This window comes from Bacillus sp. 3G2 (genome assembly GCF_044324725.1).
In the GTDB taxonomy this organism is placed as follows: domain Bacteria; phylum Bacillota; class Bacilli; order Bacillales; family Bacillaceae_G; genus Bacillus_A; species Bacillus_A mobilis.
The window spans coordinates 1489727-1506482 of sequence record NZ_CP172246.1 but is presented as its reverse complement, the minus strand read 5'-3'; the positions used below and the strand labels follow the sequence as shown (position 1 = coordinate 1506482).

At 36.4% G+C, this 16756-nt stretch carries 20 protein-coding genes; 2 read left to right on the top strand and 18 right to left on the bottom strand.

Going from position 1 to position 16756, the window contains the following annotated elements:
* Positions 1-44: 44 nt before the first annotated feature.
* The 14 genes from hepT to ACHZK0_RS07675 all read right to left on the bottom strand — a co-directional run bounded on the left by hepT (position 45) and on the right by ACHZK0_RS07675 (position 11499).
* On the bottom strand, positions 45-1007 hold the full coding sequence (hepT, locus tag ACHZK0_RS07740) for a heptaprenyl diphosphate synthase component II (RefSeq protein WP_000776085.1): 963 nt from the start codon (positions 1005-1007) through the stop codon (positions 45-47).
* A 31-nt stretch (positions 1008-1038) separates the two neighbouring features.
* Positions 1039-1752: a 2-heptaprenyl-1,4-naphthoquinone methyltransferase gene (gene menG, locus ACHZK0_RS07735; RefSeq protein WP_262740715.1), complete on the bottom strand. Its 714-nt coding sequence runs from the start codon at positions 1750-1752 to the stop codon at positions 1039-1041.
* 29 nt (positions 1753-1781) lie between these two features.
* Positions 1782-2531, bottom strand: coding sequence for a heptaprenyl diphosphate synthase component 1 (locus ACHZK0_RS07730; protein ID WP_262740716.1), 750 nt, complete (start codon positions 2529-2531; stop codon positions 1782-1784).
* Positions 2532-2743: 212 nt separating this feature from the next.
* Positions 2744-3313 (bottom strand): GTP cyclohydrolase I FolE, encoded by a 570-nt coding sequence (folE, locus tag ACHZK0_RS07725; RefSeq protein ID WP_001151477.1) that lies wholly within the window; start codon positions 3311-3313, stop codon positions 2744-2746.
* Between the two features lie 120 nt (positions 3314-3433).
* Positions 3434-3706, bottom strand: coding sequence for an HU family DNA-binding protein (locus ACHZK0_RS07720; RefSeq protein WP_001043860.1), 273 nt, complete (start codon positions 3704-3706; stop codon positions 3434-3436).
* 299 nt (positions 3707-4005) lie between these two features.
* On the bottom strand, positions 4006-5484 hold the full coding sequence (spoIVA, locus tag ACHZK0_RS07715; RefSeq protein WP_000416522.1) for a stage IV sporulation protein A: 1479 nt from the start codon (positions 5482-5484) through the stop codon (positions 4006-4008).
* A gap of 242 nt (positions 5485-5726) precedes the next feature.
* Positions 5727-6440 (bottom strand): hypothetical protein, encoded by a 714-nt coding sequence (locus ACHZK0_RS07710; protein WP_395761387.1) that lies wholly within the window; start codon positions 6438-6440, stop codon positions 5727-5729.
* Positions 6441-6504: 64 nt separating this feature from the next.
* Positions 6505-6708 carry a DUF2768 domain-containing protein gene (locus tag ACHZK0_RS07705; protein ID WP_001289002.1) on the bottom strand — a complete coding sequence of 68 codons (204 nt, stop codon included), beginning with the start codon at positions 6706-6708 and terminating at the stop codon, positions 6505-6507.
* Between the two features lie 268 nt (positions 6709-6976).
* The gene (locus tag ACHZK0_RS07700; RefSeq protein ID WP_000369753.1) at positions 6977-7228 is read right to left on the bottom strand and encodes a stage VI sporulation protein F; all 252 of its coding nucleotides are present in this window, start codon (positions 7226-7228) and stop codon (positions 6977-6979) included.
* Between the two features lie 115 nt (positions 7229-7343).
* Positions 7344-8366: an NAD(P)H-dependent glycerol-3-phosphate dehydrogenase gene (locus tag ACHZK0_RS07695; protein ID WP_000161774.1), complete on the bottom strand. Its 1023-nt coding sequence runs from the start codon at positions 8364-8366 to the stop codon at positions 7344-7346.
* 18 nt (positions 8367-8384) lie between these two features.
* Entirely contained in the window at positions 8385-9695 is a 1311-nt protein-coding gene (gene der / locus ACHZK0_RS07690) for a ribosome biogenesis GTPase Der (protein ID WP_001125888.1), read from the bottom strand.
* A gap of 124 nt (positions 9696-9819) precedes the next feature.
* Entirely contained in the window at positions 9820-10005 is a 186-nt protein-coding gene (locus ACHZK0_RS07685) for a capping complex subunit for YIEGIA (RefSeq protein WP_061677809.1), read from the bottom strand.
* Positions 10002-10895, bottom strand: coding sequence for a YIEGIA family protein (locus ACHZK0_RS07680; RefSeq protein WP_061677810.1), 894 nt, complete (start codon positions 10893-10895; stop codon positions 10002-10004). The genes ACHZK0_RS07685 and ACHZK0_RS07680 overlap by 4 nt, the downstream gene beginning before the upstream one ends.
* On the bottom strand, positions 10888-11499 hold the full coding sequence (locus ACHZK0_RS07675; RefSeq protein WP_262740738.1) for a hypothetical protein: 612 nt from the start codon (positions 11497-11499) through the stop codon (positions 10888-10890). The genes ACHZK0_RS07680 and ACHZK0_RS07675 overlap by 8 nt, the downstream gene beginning before the upstream one ends.
* 116 nt (positions 11500-11615) lie before the next feature.
* Here ACHZK0_RS07675 and ACHZK0_RS07670 point away from each other — a divergent pair, with 116 nt between their 5' ends.
* The gene (locus ACHZK0_RS07670; RefSeq protein WP_000513900.1) at positions 11616-11750 is read left to right on the top strand and encodes a YpzI family protein; all 135 of its coding nucleotides are present in this window, start codon (positions 11616-11618) and stop codon (positions 11748-11750) included.
* A gap of 322 nt (positions 11751-12072) precedes the next feature.
* On the opposite strand, the gene ACHZK0_RS07665 is transcribed toward ACHZK0_RS07670, so the two are convergent.
* From ACHZK0_RS07665 to ACHZK0_RS07650, 4 genes are all read right to left on the bottom strand, one after another.
* Positions 12073-13122 (bottom strand): type 2 isopentenyl-diphosphate Delta-isomerase, encoded by a 1050-nt coding sequence (locus ACHZK0_RS07665; protein ID WP_395761386.1) that lies wholly within the window; start codon positions 13120-13122, stop codon positions 12073-12075.
* Between the two features lie 12 nt (positions 13123-13134).
* Positions 13135-14283, bottom strand: a complete 1149-nt coding sequence (rpsA, locus tag ACHZK0_RS07660; RefSeq protein WP_132131521.1) for a 30S ribosomal protein S1 — start codon at positions 14281-14283, stop codon at positions 13135-13137.
* A 334-nt stretch (positions 14284-14617) separates the two neighbouring features.
* Positions 14618-15295 (bottom strand): (d)CMP kinase, encoded by a 678-nt coding sequence (gene cmk, locus ACHZK0_RS07655; RefSeq protein WP_000361261.1) that lies wholly within the window; start codon positions 15293-15295, stop codon positions 14618-14620.
* A 128-nt stretch (positions 15296-15423) separates the two neighbouring features.
* Positions 15424-15597: a YpfB family protein gene (locus tag ACHZK0_RS07650; RefSeq protein ID WP_088029087.1), complete on the bottom strand. Its 174-nt coding sequence runs from the start codon at positions 15595-15597 to the stop codon at positions 15424-15426.
* 180 nt (positions 15598-15777) lie between these two features.
* On the opposite strand from ACHZK0_RS07650, the gene ansA reads away from it, so the two are divergent.
* Positions 15778-16752 (top strand): asparaginase, encoded by a 975-nt coding sequence (ansA, locus tag ACHZK0_RS07645; protein ID WP_073517762.1) that lies wholly within the window; start codon positions 15778-15780, stop codon positions 16750-16752.
* Positions 16753-16756: the final 4 nt, after the last annotated feature.

The following is a 16756-nucleotide window of genomic DNA, read 5'->3' as shown; positions in this document are numbered from 1 at the left end:
ATAGTTTTGAAATAGAGAGATTATTTTATTTTTTAGAAAAAACACTAAAATTTTCGTTTTCCAATATACTTTGCTACATTTTGTAATGCATACTTCGCTTGTCCACGTGGGAGTGGTTTTATAATTTCTAATGCTTTATGTAAATAACGTTCACTAAATGCAAATGCTTTATCAATAGCGGCACTATTCTTTACAGCCTCAATAATTTCTTTCATTTCATCCGCTGTTGTATTTTCATGTACAGATGTGATTTTTTTGCGAAGTATCGGATCTTCCATAGCGTATAGAGCAGGAAGCGTAATATTTCCTTGTAACAAATCACCACCAGCAGGTTTGCCCAGTTTCTCTTCTGTGGAAACGAAATCTAAAATGTCATCAATAATTTGATACGACATCCCTACGAAATATCCGTACCAAAACAGACGACTTACCGTATCACGATTAGCACCAGCAGCAATTGCTCCTAGTTGGCAACTCGCAGCAATTAATAATGCTGTTTTTCGCTTTATTCTTCTTAAATACGTTCTTAAATTTTGGTCATAATTGTATTTATCTTTAATTTGTTCAATTTCACCTTTACACACTTCTAAAATGGTATGCGATAGCGCCTGATGCGCCTCTGGAATTTCGATATTTGTTATACATTCAAGAGACTTAGCAAATAGATAGTCCCCTGTATACATTGCAATACGATCTCCCCATTTCGCATTCACAGTCGCACTACCACGTCGTAAAAAAGCAGCATCAATAACATCATCATGAACAAGAGAAGCCATATGAATAAGTTCTAATGCAACAGCTACATGCTTAATTGCATCTAACTTATAGTCTCCAAACTTTCCCGCAAGCAACACAAATACAGGACGAATTCGCTTCCCACCAGCTTCAATAAGTTGTAATGCCGCCTCTTCTACTAATGGCTGTTCAGAAGCAACTGTCTTTTTTAATTCTTTTTCTATTACATTAATATCCGATCGTAAAAAAGAGTACATAAGTTGTAACTTCATATTGTTCACCTTAACCTAAAACTTCTTTTTTCTATTTTGATTCTGGTTTCATACCTAAATGCATCGCTGCTACCCCAAAAGTAAAAGGCTTCACTTGTACACGTTCAAGTCCAGCTTTTTCAAACATATTAGCCAATTCTTTCATACCTGGGAATGTACTAGCAGATTCTTGCAGCCATGAATATTCTTTATAACTTTTCGCAAATAACTTTCCAAATAACGGCATGATATATTTAAAGTATAAAATATATCCTTGTCGAAAACCAATCATTGTTGGTTGAGATGTTTCTAAACAAATTACTTTTCCACCTGGTTTTACTACACGCGTCATTTCTTTTAATACGTGCAAATAATCCGGTACGTTACGCAAACCAAATCCAATCGTTACATAATCAAATGTGTTATCTTCAAATGGAAGTTCCATTGCATTCCCGTGAAGTAGTTCTACTTGTTTTAATTGTAACGCCTCGACCTTTTGTTTACCGACAGATAACATATTTTCACTGAAGTCTAAACCAACAACTTTGCCCTGTTCACCTACTGCTCCAGCTAGCGCAATTGTCCAGTCCGCTGTCCCGCAGCAAACATCAAGTGCTTTACTACCTGGTTTTACATCCATAATGCGCATCGTCTCTTTACGCCACGCTTTATGTCTTTGAAAACTAATTACAGAATTCATCACATCGTATTTATCAGAGATTTTCTCAAATACATCATGTACTCTTTCTTCTTTTGATTGTTGCATGCTCGTACCTTCTTCCAATGTAAAATTGCTTATGTCTTCGATTTATCTCTTAACACAGAGTTTATTTCGCTTATATCTGTGTGGTTTTCCAAAAATTGATTTTCTTTCTTTCTGAGTTCCATCATCCATCCATTAATAACTGTTTCTACCTCCGCTTGATCCTTCATAATCCCTTGAACAGCTTGAAAAACAGGTGAATGTTGTTTTTCAGCATGCAGTTCACATTCTTTTTGAAGACGGTTTTTTCCTAGTACATACGTTATAAATGGCTTCCAATGCAATAAATGAAAATGATCACATGTTTTTTGCAAGAGTGCAGACTCGATCGTAACTACACTTTCCATTATGTCATCCATCGTTTCATGCGCTTTTTGATATAACATTATTTTGTGTTCATTAATTTCTTTAATTCCTTCAGCAAGCGCACGAATTAAAACAATATCACGATTCATAGACAATAAGTAATAATATAACCCGCTATAGTAATCACCAGCAAGTACTGTTAGCTGACGACGTTTATGCGATTCATTTGCTTCTTCCCCTGCTTTATTTGATACTCTTTCATGTGTATCAAGTGCAATTTGCACAAGCATAATCGTTACTACATAATGCTCAATTTGTTCTATATGTAAATTTGCACTTTTTAAAGCACCATATAACAATGCTATTTTCTCTTCATCAATAAATGGTTCTTCAATATAGTTTATAAAATAAGGATGGCGTAATTTCTCCATCAATTTCTCTCTTATACCCGCATACCCTCCGTAGATGTCACACACAAAAATCACCCTTGTTTTCTAATTCATAAAACTTATTATAACACATACATACTATTTTCTATAACCAAAACTTGGCTACTCTTTCCAAACTTCCACCGAACGAAATAACATCTTCCATTCTTTTTAGTAGTCTTTCTATTCTCACTCTGCCTTGCTAAAACTATATCATTTATTTACATAAAAAAAAAAGAAAAGCAGTTTCCTACTTTTCTTTACTTCGATTTAATAAAAGATAAAATTTCACTACGTGCTGCAGCATCATTTTCTAGCACACCACGTACTGCTGTTGTTACTGTTTTCGCGCCTGGCTTTTTCACACCGCGCATCGTCATGCACATATGTTCCGCTTCTACTACTACCATTACACCATGCGGCTCTAGTACTTCCATAATAGAGTTCGCTACTGTTGATGTAATACGTTCTTGCAGTTGTGGACGACGTGCAATTGTATCTACAGTACGAGCTAATTTACTTAACCCTGTCACTTTTCCGCCTTGCGGAATATATGCAACGTGAGCAACTCCATAGAATGGAACTAAATGATGCTCACACATCGAATAAAACGGTATATCTTTTACTAGTACAAGCTCCTCGTGATCTTCTCCGAACACTTTATGCAAATGTTCTTTCGGATCTTCATGCATTCCCGCGAACACTTCTGCGTACATTTTTGCAACACGCTTTGGTGTATCAAGCACTCCCTCACGATTTGGGTCATCTCCGATCGCCTCTAAAATAAGGCGTACTGCATGTTCAATTTGTTCTAAATTAACTTTTGCCATCCGCTAGCCCTCCCGAAAACCTAAAAGTGATACGAACACATTCTAGCATATTTATGTTTTTAAAAGCAAAAAGAAGAGTTCCCAAAAAGGAAACTCTTCTTCCCTGTTAATATGTAAGGATTATTTAACCGCATCTTTTAACGCTTTACCAGGTTTGAATGCAGGTACTTTACTTGCAGCGATTTCAATCTCCTCACCTGTTTGTGGGTTACGACCTTTACGAGCCGCACGCTCACGAACTTCGAAGTTACCGAATCCGATCAGTTGTACTTTATCACCTTGTTTTAAAGCTTCTAAGATAGAATCAAAAACAGCGTCTACTGCTTTTGTTGCGTCCTTTTTAGAAAGGGAACTTGCTTCTGCAACAGCATTGATTAAATCTGTCTTGTTCATGCCATTCACCTCCTCCCAAAGATAAGACTGTATAATGATCATAAAATGAGTCTTACTTTCATTTGTAGGCAATTTTTGCAAATTCTATACTACAAAGATGTAGATAAATCATTATCAACGCCTATATTATACGATTCTCCTTTATAATTCAATATTTTTAAGGAAATTGTTACTCTTAAAATGTGAAAATCTGATGAAACTTGACAATTTACAACAATATATTAGATAATGACTGTTTATTTTTCTATTTCTATACGTGAAAATCAAAAAAATCCCTCTACGATGAGAGGGATTTTTTCTTATAATATAATCGCAATTAATCCGCCAGATCCTTCATTAATAATTCTTTCTAGCGTTTCTTTTAATTTATATCTCGCATTTTCTGGCATTAAAGATAGTTTCGCTTGAATGCCTTCTCGAACAATAGAGCTAAGCGAACGTCCGAATATATCAGAATTCCAAATTGATAATGGATCATCTTCAAAATCCTGCATTAAATAACGAACTAATTCTTCACTTTGCTTTTCAGTACCAATGATTGGCTCAAACGTTGACTCCACATCTACTTTAATCATATGAATAGATGGCGCTACAGCTTTTAATTTCACACCAAACCTTGAACCGTGACGAATAATTTCTGGCTCATCTAAGCTCATGTCAGCTAGCGCAGGCGCTGCTACACCATATCCTGTTTGCTTTACCATACGCAGGGCATCCGCTACTTGATCGTATTCTACCTTCGCATGAGATAAATCGAGCATAAGCTTCAATAAATGATCTTTCCCTCTAATTTCCACTCCTACTACTTCTTTTAAAATTTGATCATATAATTCATCTGGTGCATATAAATCAATCTCTGCTACGCCTTGCCCCATATCAATGCCAGCTAGGCTCGCTCGATCAATAAATTCATACTGACTAAACTGCCAAACGACGCGGTCCACATCACGAAGACGTTTTATATCCTTTACAGTCTCTTGAACAGCTTCTTGATAGCTTTGGCGTAACCAATGCCCTTCATTTAGCACCATCACCCAGCTCGGAAGGTTAACATTCACTTCTAAAACCGGGAACTCAAATAACGCTTCTCGAAGCACATTATACACATCTGTTTCCCTTAAACTCTCTACACTCATCGCAATGACTGGGATATCATATTCTTCAGATAAACTTTGGCGCAATTGCTCTGTATCTGGATGATACGGCTGTACAGTGTTGATGATCATAATGAAAGGTTTTCCGACTTCTTTTAACTCATTTACTACGCGTTCTTCTGCCTCTATATAATCTCTTCTTGGAATTTCACCAATCGTTCCATCTGTTGTAATTACAACACCAATCGTTGAGTGCTCTTGAATTACTTTACGTGTGCCGATTTCTGCAGCTTCATGGAATGGAATAGGCTCTTCATACCAAGGAGTATTAATCATGCGCGGGCCATTCTCATCTTCATAGCCTTTTGCTCCTGGAACCGTATATCCGACGCAATCTACTAATCGAATATTTACTTCAAGACCTTCATCTACTTCGATAGAAACCGCTTGGTTTGGAACAAACTTCGGTTCCGTCGTCATGATTGTACGACCAGCAGCACTTTGAGGCAGTTCATCCTGCGCCCTTTGACGGTCAGACTCATTCTCAATATTAGGAATAACTACAAGTTCCATAAATTTTTTAATGAATGTTGATTTCCCTGTTCGAACAGCTCCTACAACTCCAAAATAAATATCACCGCCTGTGCGTTCCGCAATATCTTTAAAAATATCTACCTTTTCCAAGTGATTCCCTCCCTCAATATTTTTGGGAATAATTCCACGTTTATAGTCAACTAATACCTTCTCTAACGTTGCCTATAATATCTGATATAATATAATGGTATTCTAGAAGTTCGGACAATATATCATATAATTTTGTCCAATTTCATATGACTATTAAAAAATACCTTTTGTTTGCATCGCAAGTTGTGTAACATAAAAAACCTTTCTTCTAGAACTTATTCACTAAAAGAAAGGTTCATGACTTATGATTTTAAAAAAATTGGTTCTCCATTCTTTACCGTATACGGTAAAGAATACGCTGGTACAAATGGAGAATCGTTCGAAAGTATATTCCGAATATCTTCCCCCTCCTTAAATTGACCTTCATTTTTTTTCAACGCTTCATATAAGTCGATTCGATAATCAACATAAATTTCTCCCTTTTCATTGATTACAAAAGGAAGCCCCTTACCAGAATATGGACTTGTCACTTGTGGCACATCTTTATATCCTAGTTTTTTGAAATCTAATTCATACACACCATCTGAAATTACCTTTTTAAAAGGTGGATATTGATGTTCATCCCGATACATCCTAAGCTTTAATGCTAATTCCTGGATTTGTTCAGCCATCCTAACATCAATTAACTTTACTGTCGGGTTTGTTTCAGCGTCTATTAATACGTATTGGTACACTCCTCCACTTTCATACGCATTTCCCGGCGCTTCTTGTATGTAACGCGGCGCAATCTTTTGAAAATCGATTGGATACTTTTGATAAATAGGCGTACTCATATCCCGCGTCTTAATTGGCAATATCCCATCATTTTGCTCCTTAAATGTCGCTACCGCTTTTTGAACAACCTGTAGTTGATCTTCATAAGGAACAGCATTTTGTCTCATATTTTCTTTCGGATACAGACACCCTGTTAAAAGGCTCATACAACAAAATATTAAAATAATATGGACTTTTTTCACTAGCAATCACCTTTTCATACTAATATAACTTGCTCCGTATGTAGCATTTTCGAGACCATCCCCTTTACTGCTGTACAGGTCCACTAAATACAACAAGAAAAATAACAATTCCTGACACAATCATAAGGGTGTACGCTACTAATGCTGTAATCCCTTTCAAAAATTTATTCTTTATTTTGTATCTACTTAATAAAATAAAACTTACTGCAAAAAACATAAATCCAATTGCCCCTAAAGCAAACCACATTTTTAAAAGCCCTTCTGACATATACACACCCCTTTTTATTAATCTATTTTTATACTATTTTAACAAATTAAAATCTTTAAACAAATACAAAAAGAATATTTTACTACAAATTACGAATATATAACTTTAATCAACAGGTTTTTTCGCATCTTCCACTAATCTAGATAAAAATAAAACCGAAGCGAGTGTATCTCTCGCTTCGGTTGACCAAATATGCCCAAAACAGCTCTATTCCCATACTTTCATGGCTATCATATGCAATCTACAAACTCTTTGTTTCTCATATATTTTATTTTTTAAACATTTTGCTTAACGAACCAAAATCAGCGGGCATATTATTGTTAATGATCGCTTTTACAATTTGATCCTCTTGTTCTTTCGGCACTTCACGTCCTGCCATAAGAGCCACTTGATGAATCAATTGACGAAGCACAGTCTCATCACGTAAATTCGCGTTTTGCACAGATGATGCTAATTTAAAAATATCTTCTTTATTCACTTTCGCTTCTTTTTCAATGTTATTAAAAATATTATTATCCATTCTTTTCACCCTCTCCTCAAGTTACTCTTCATCCTATGCAAAAATAAAAAAATGGTGAAAATACCCAAAAAAATAAAAAGCGACAGAAGTACAAATGTACTTCTGTCGCTTTTCTTTAAAGTAAGTCTGGTATAGCTTCCACTTCATGTTTTCGAACACGCCCCATCAATGAGCCTACTGCATCTTTCACATTATTCCCATTGAATAGCACATCATATAAAGCAGCTGTAATCGGCATTTCAACTTCCATTTTCTCAGCTAATTCGTGAGCAGCTTTCGTTGTTCTCACACCTTCTACAACCATACCCATACTTTCTAACACTTCTTCTAAAGAGTGCCCTTTTCCAAGCATATTTCCAGCGCGCCAATTTCGGCTATGAACGCTTGTACAAGTTACGATTAAGTCTCCCATTCCAGTTAGACCAGCAAACGTTAACGGATTTCCGCCCATTTTTCTACCTAAACGAGCAATCTCTGTTAAACCACGTGTCATTAATGCTGCTTTCGCATTATCACCTAATCCAAGACCATCAGTTATTCCCGCAGCTAATGCGATAATATTTTTTAACGCACCACCAAGCTCAACTCCAACGATATCTGGATTTGTGTATACACGGAAGTAGCTATTCATAAACAAGTCTTGTACTTCCTCAGCCGCTTCCATACGCTTTGCTGCAGACGTAACCGTCGTCTCTTGACGTAAACCGACTTCTTCAGCATGACTCGGTCCAGACAGCACAACAACGTCTTTAATCAAGTTCTCCGGAATTTCTTCCTCAATCACTTCCGAAATACGTTTTGACGTACCAGGTTCAATTCCTTTACTTGCATGAACCCAAGTAATCGGACCCGCTACATATTTCTTCATATCTTGCAATACTTCTCTATACGCTTTCGTTGGCACTACAAGAAGTACTACATTTACATCTACTAATGCTTCTTCTAAAGAAGAGTAGGCTACGATTGTGCTTGGCAATGTAATTCCTGGAAGGTATCGACTATTCTCATGTTTCGTATTAATCTCATCCATAAGTTCAGATCGATTGCCCCAAATTCGTACATCATGTCCATTGTCAGCCAATACCATCGCTAACGCTGTTCCCCAGCTACCTGCTCCTACTACTGTGATTTTTGTCATAAAATCACATCCTCTCCATTAGTCTCTTGCTCTAGCGATAATGTGAATCGGCGTTCCTACAAAACCGAACGCTTCACGTAAACGATTCTTTAAGAAGCGCTCATATGAGAAGTGCATTAACTCTGTATCGTTTACAAATATAACAAATGTTGGTGGTTTTACCGCAACCTGTGTCGCATAGAAGATTTTCAGACGGCTACCATTATGAGTTGGCGTTGGATTCATCGCTACCGCATCCATAATTACATCATTTAATACGTTCGTTTGAATACGAATGCTATGGCTTTCATTTACTTCATTAATAACTGGTAATAATGTTTGTGTACGTTTTTTCGTTTTTGCAGATAAGAATACAATCGGTGCGTACTCCAAAAATTGGAAATGAGCACGGATGTTTTCTTCAAATGCTTTCATTGTTTTTTCATCTTTTTTCACTGCATCCCATTTGTTTACGACGATAATAACAGCACGTCCTGAATCATGAGCATATCCAGCAATTTTTTTATCCTGTTCAATAATTCCTTCTTCTCCGTCTAAAACGACTAAAACAACGTCAGAACGTTCAATCGCTCTAAGTGCACGAAGTACACTATACTTTTCTGTGCTTTCGTATACTTTCCCTTTTTTACGCATACCAGCTGTATCGATGATTACATAATCTTGACCATCTTTACTATATGGCGTATCAACAGCATCACGTGTCGTTCCCGCTATATTACTTACAATTACACGTTCTTGACCAAGAAGTGCATTTACAAGTGATGATTTCCCTACATTTGGACGTCCAATTAAAGAGAAACGGATTGTTTCATCGTCGTACGCTTCTTCTTCAATCTTTGGAAAATGATTTGCAGCTTCATCTAACAAATCACCAAGTCCTAAACCGTGTGTACCTGAAATCGGGAATGGCTCGCCAAATCCTAATGCATAAAAATCATAAATATCACTACGCATTTCTGGATTATCAACCTTATTTACCGCAAGTACAATTGGTTTTTTAGAACGATATAAAATTTTAGCAACTTCTTCATCTGCTGCAGTTACACCATCGCGACCATTCGTCATAAAAATGATAACATCTGCTTCATCAATCGCTACTTCCGCTTGTTGACGAATTTGTGTCAAGAACGGCTCGTCTCCTATATCAATTCCACCTGTGTCAATAATGTTAAACTCATGATTTAACCATTCTCCCGCACTATAAATACGGTCTCGCGTTATACCTGGTATATCTTCTACGATTGAAACTCTTTCTCCAACAATTCTATTGAAAATAGTAGATTTTCCTACGTTCGGGCGGCCTACTATTGCTATTACTGGTTTCGGCATATACTTTCATCCTTTCAACTTGCTTCTGTTTATTATGTAAAAAACCCTTCTTTGTGCAAGAAGGGATTTGCATTCCAGAATATTTCTCAACGTATCAAAACACCTCACATTATAACACACGTTGCTAATGTTTCACAATAATATATACATTCTCTTGTAAGCGATGCGCAATACCATCTAAAATTGCCTCTAAATTATTTGCAACAAATTCTAATTCCTCTGTCGATTCACAAGTAAACAAAGGGGCACCACCAGCAAATTTCTCCGGCGCTGTTGTAATAACTGCGAGAATTACACTTTCTAACATCATCCCTTATCTCCCCTTCCTTTCGGGGCTTCCGATGACATATGAACAGCACTTTCTAACGTCGGCACATTTCCTATGACACCTATCGCTTTCTCTGCATCTTGATCTTGTGGCAAGACAAAGATTCCAACCCTACCATCTTCTAAATCACGCTTTGCTAACGGCACAAGCGCCGGCGTACCAGAATCTCTATAAATCCCTAAAGCGACAGAAACATCATGTAAAATAGCTTGTCGTTGTCCTAAGTTTGAGATTGTCACCATCGCATCAATTGATTTCGGCCTTAAAATAAAGCCCATTCCATACTTCATAATTTCCTCTTGCCTCGCTGGCAATCCAATATTCATAATGTAAATATTATCAATATACAGCCCCGCTCCTTCAAAACGAAGTGGAACATGCTCGATATCAACAAGATCATGTAACCTTTTGCCCGACATTAATTTTTTTGCGATAATAAATGCGATGATAGCCATAATTACTCCAGCAATCCATGAACGGAACCCTATATATGCAAACGTCGTTGCAAACGACGTTAACATCGCCAAATAGTTCCGACTTTCAAAAACTAATGCAATCCCTTCAATATATGTATTTCCACGCGGTACGAGCTCATATCCATCTAATTGTTGAAGTGTATTTCTTTCCATATTACGCACATCACGAAACTGTGTTGCTGCCAATGTAAGAAACGTAATAGCAGAAAAATCTTTTTTCAAAATTGACGGAATCGCAATTGCTCCTAAAGCCGCTGCAATTAACCCCATCGCAACGTGAATAATTTTCCCGTGGAGTCTCGTCGGATATTGACGCGTATCTGTTCGGAGCATTAGCACTCTCGTTACTGTCCCCGCTATTACGCCGCATAAAATGGCCGGTGTATATTCAGTCATGTATTACCCTCGCCTTTCTTTTACGTGTTTTCCCTTTGAACTGTTCCATATATACTGATGCTTTTGCAATCCAAAACAACATTGCCATAAACAATGTAGAAACGGCGACGATATCAAAAAACGCTAAGCTACCGTAATCGTAAGGGAAGTGTAGTTTTCGAAAAATAAGTGTCACAAACAATTCTCCCTGTAACATTCCTACATAAAGAGAACATAATCGTAATATGCGATCTTCGTGTAATAAAACCGATGCATACACAAGAGCACTACTTAACAAAAACAACCTGTCCACCACAATCCAAATTGGATCATATACTTCTAACAAATGAAAACTTGTATATAACATTGCAATAATAAGCGCCGAAAGTAAGGTATATAATTTTTTCCAAATAGAATAGAGCGTGATTCCTATAAAAGCAACAATACAAAGCAAAAGTGCATTTACTGATACCGTGAATGAAGCAATCGTTACATGCAACGGAGAGCAAATAATAAAAATCAATATACAGGTGCTTAGCTTCCACCGAATAGAATCCTTTTTCATAAAAAAAGTTACGACAATCCACCCTATCCAAGCTATAAAATAAAAAGTACTCCCTTCCATCATTTCACCTCCTATGTTTTCCATTATGGGAACTTTTTATGAAAGTTAATCCACTTTCTTCGCGCATAGTTTTTTCATATAACAGCAACACTTTTAATAAGGAGGTGCTATTCATTATGGGTAAAGATCGTCAAGAACGAAAACTAAGAGAATCACGCCGCGTTGAATCTGATCGTGACCAATCACTACAATATCCAGGTGCAACTGGACTAGATACACCAGAGCAAGCTCGCAAGCAGAATCAGCACTAATGAATACAAAAAGACGGTTTCGATATTGTACGAAACCGTCTTTTACATTTTATTTATATCGAAATAATATTTCATATATAAATCTTTCTAGGTTTATTTTTACCTCCACTTATTTCCTTTGACAAAATCAAACCATCCCCAATCATTCAGCCTTACAATATCTACATTTTCCAGCCTCTATTTCAGTCGCAATTTTCACAAACCAATGTTTATATACATAATAATAATTTTATTTTTTATTTTGATAGAATATTAATTCATTCCTCACTTTACATTACTAAAAAGAACAGAAAACAAAAAAATCAACCAAACGGTTGATTTTTTATCTTCTACTATAATGCGTCGTATCAATACCACGCTGCGTTAACCAATGATATGTTTCGCCCTTTACAACAAGAGGTACAGCCTGTAACTCTTCTATCGTCTTCGCACCAAGAGCTGTCATAATAAATTTCAAATCTGTATGTAAAAGATCTATTTCATCCACTAACTTCTCAATACCATCTTGCATTAAAATACGTAAAAAGTAACCAGCAAACGCAGTTGTATTCGCCCCTAATGCGATTGCTTTCGCTACGTCAAGCGCTGTTTGTATACCCCCAGATGCAATAAAAGAGAGGTTATTATTTGTAGAGGTTGCTTCAATAATCGAGGTAGCTGTTTGTATGCCCCAGTTATTAAAATAAGAAAGCATTCGCTTTCTTCTTTCATTTTCAACAGCAGCAAAATTCGTACCACCTTGTCCCCCAATATCAATTGCCGTTACACCTACGCTCGCTAACTGTTGTACCGTTTCCTTACTCATCCCAAATCCAACTTCTTTTACAATGACAGGGACTTTACTATTTAAAACAATTTTCTCAATGCGCTGAAGTACACCAGTAAAGTCACGGTCTCCTTCCGGCATTGTTAACTCTTGTATGACATTTAAATGAATTTGCAATGCATTCGCTTCAATCATATCAACGGCACGCTCTGCCTGTTCGATAGTTGCCTCACTACCTAAATTAGCAAAGAAAATACCATTTGGGTTTACTTTTCTAATAATCTTATAAGAAGCAGCCTCACTTTCATCTTTTAACGCCGCCATTTGCGAACCTACAGCCATAGCAAGGTTATGATGTTTCGCTACATATGCTAATTGCTCATTAATATGTAACGTTTTCTCTCCTCCACCACCAGTCATCGCATTGATAAAAATCGGCGAACTTAGTGAAAGTTCGCCGATTTTTGTTTCACATGTTATTGTGTCATAACTTGAATTTGGCAACCCTTGATGCACAAAATCAATATCATGAAAGCCATGCGTACGAGACTGACCAGTAGAAAGAGCGTATTCAATATGATCTAATTTACGTTTTGCCCTTACCACTTGTACCCCTCTTTATTTCTTTAATTTTTTCAGTTGTTCACCAATAATATCACTTAATTGGAAAGTAGCAGAATCAGCATTTGGCTCATACTGACTGTAATCTTCAATTACATTATTTTCCTCAAGCGCTTCTTTTATACTTAAAGAAATACGTTTCTCTGCTACATGGACTTCAAGCACTTTCACTTTTACTTCTTGTCCCATTTCCAAAACTTCACTTGGATTTTTCACGTGACGATTTGCAATTTGAGATACGTGCACAAGACCTTCAACGCCAGGTAAAACCTCAACGAATGCACCGAATGTAACAAGACGTTTTACTACGCCCTCACGAATATCTCCAGCTTTTAGTTCGCCAGCCACATTTTCCCAAGGTCCTGGTTGAGCTGCTTTAATTGATAAAGAAATACGTTGTGTATCCGCATCAACAGATAACACCTTTACCTTTACCTTTTGCCCTTGCTCTAATACTTCAGAAGGTTGCTCTACACGTTCGTGTGAAATTTGTGAAATATGAACTAAACCGTCCACACCACCAACATTTACGAAAGCACCAAAATCAGTTAATCGTTGTACTGTTCCTTCAACAACGTCTCCTTCTTTTAATGAAGAGATTGCTTCTTTTTTCTTAGAATCTAGTTCTAATTCTACCACTGCTTTATGCGAAAGGATTACACGATTTTTTTCGCGGTCTAATTCAACAATTTTCACGGCTAATGTTTTGCCTTTATAGTCAGTAAAATCTTCTACATAATGTACTTCTACAAGTGAAGCTGGAATAAAACCACGAACACCAAGGTCCACAACTAATCCACCATTCACGATATCTTTTACAGTCACATCAAATACATGACCAGAAGTAAATTTCTCTTGTAATTCTACCCACGCTTTTTCTGCATCAACAGCACGTTTAGATAAGACAAGATCATTCTCTTCTAATTTAATAACCTTTAATTCTAGTGTTTGATCTAATTCTACTACATCGCTTGCTTTTTCAATATGAACGTTAGCTAATTCACTAATTGGAATTACGCCATCTGTTTTGTATCCAACATTTACAAGCACTTGTTTCTCTTCAACCTTCGTTACAGAACCTGTAACAACGTCACCAACTTGTAATTCTTTTGAATCCATAACTTCTTCATTCATTTTCTCTACCATGGAAATACCTCCCTACAGAATTGACAAAGCATTTTTTATGTATATACGAAATGAAAACAAAGGTTTTCATTTGCATGTTTAAGAATTTATCATCACATACTCAGTTTTCATACATTTCACTAGAAAATATATTAAACCTATATAAATAGTATACAGCAAAATCATCTTGAAGAAAGTATGTTTTGAAATATAATAGCGAATATATTCTGAAAGTTTTATCTCTCTTTTACTAACTTCTTACAAATCCGATCATTTGTCAAGGAAAGAGGTTCACAATTCACGTATCCTTTACATTTCTATACAAACAAAAAAAGAAAGAGGCTATCCCCTTTCTTTATTTCGCAAACACTCCTGAAACAATACTCATAATTTTTTGGACAACTTCTTCAATTGATAAAGAAGTTGTATCTAATTCCAATGCATCATCAGCTTTTTTTAGAGGAGAAACTTCGCGTTCTGAATCTAATTTATCACGCTGAGCAATTTCTTCTTTTAACTGCTCTAAATTAGAATCGAAACCTTTATTCATATTTTCTAAATGTCTTCTTTCTGCTCTTTCTTCAACAGAAGCAAGCATAAAGATCTTCACTTCAGCATCCGGTAACACATGTGTACCAATATCACGGCCATCCATTACAACGCCGCCTTTTTCCGCTAACTCTTGTTGACGACGTACCATTTCTTCTCGAACAAGACGATGTTTTGCCACAATAGATACTCGATTCGTCACATCAGGTGTACGAATTACTTCAGAAACATCTTGTCCATTTAAAAATACAAGTTGTGTATTTTCACCTTGCTGAAACTCAATATTCACATTTTTTACAACTTCCATTAACTGCTCTTCATTTTCAATGTCCACTTTTTGCTCAAGGGCTGCATATGTAATCGCACGATACATTGCGCCTGTATCAATATAAACGTAAGAAAGTTTCTTCGCCACTACTTTCGCAACTGTACTTTTTCCAGCAGCTGCTGGACCATCTATAGCAATTGAAATTCGTTTATCCATTGTAACACCTCATTTTTTCACTTATAAAACAAAACGAAAAGCAGGTATTCTCCTGCTTCTTCTCATTTGCTTCACGTCATTAAATCCTCAATTATTGTAGCATAATCCTTCATAGAAGAAAATGAAAACTACCTATTCACCTGTAAGGTTTCTACTTTGTTTTTTACCATGACACCTTCATAATAAACAATTTTAGATAAATATTTCACTGATGACTTATGTATAAATAACAATTGCACAACCGAAAGACAAATGAATTGTATTACTAATATACGAATAATAATTTGCTCCACCTTTTTCAACGTAATTGCTCCCTCCTATCCTATATTTACACTTTCCGTTTCGTGGTTTTACACATCGTACATATAGCAGCTAACTTTATTGTCATTTTCGAGGCATACTTTTATACATTTCCATTGTCGAATTTACTCAAAACATGTTATGTTCTAAATGTATTTTTTTACTTGAAAGGGGTATAAGCATTGAAAAGAATCCTAGTTTTACACACAGGTGGAACAATTGCAATGGAGGAAGATAAAGAAACTGGGGTCGTACAACCAGGTGAAAAAAATCCTCTTTTAAAATTTATTCCTGATTTAGAAGGCGATGTTGATTTAATCGTTGAAGACGTGTTCCATCTACCATCTCCTCATATGACACCGAGCGAAATGTTACAATTACAAGTCATCATCGATGAAAGAGTAAAACAAGACAACATTCATGGCGTAGTCATTACGCATGGTACGGATACATTAGAAGAAACAGCCTATTTCTTAGATTTAACAGTTCAAGCAACGATTCCAATCGTTGTAACAGGCGCAATGCGTTCTAGTAATGAATTAGGTGCTGATGGTCTATATAACTTCTTATCGGCTGTAAAAGTCGCTAGCTGTAGTGAAGCAGCTAAAAAAGGTGTTCTAGTCGTATTAAACGACGAAATTCATTGCGCTACAAATGTAACGAAAACACATACAAGTAACGTGGCAACATTCCAGAGTCCACAGTATGGACCAATTGGTATGGTAACAAAGCGCGGCGTTGTATTCCATCACGCTTTAGTACATCATGAAACATATTCAGTAAATAAAGTTTCTAAAAACGTAGTTGTTCTAAAAGCATACGCTGGTATGGACGATACATTGTTAGCAGCAATTGAAAACCTTCCAGTAGACGGGATTGTTATTGAAGCACTTGGACAAGGTAATTTACCTCCAAGAACACTTCCTAGTCTAGAACGATTAATAAACAAAGGAATTCCTGTCGTATTAGTTTCTCGTTGTTTCAACGGCATCGTTCAAGATGTATATTCATATGAAGGTGGCGGCAAGCAATTAAAAGATATGGGTATTGTATTCACATACGGTTTAAATGCTCAAAAAGCACGCATTAAATTATTAGTTGCATTAGAGAATACAACTTCTCATGAATCAATCCAAAATATGTTTATGCACGATTAAAGAA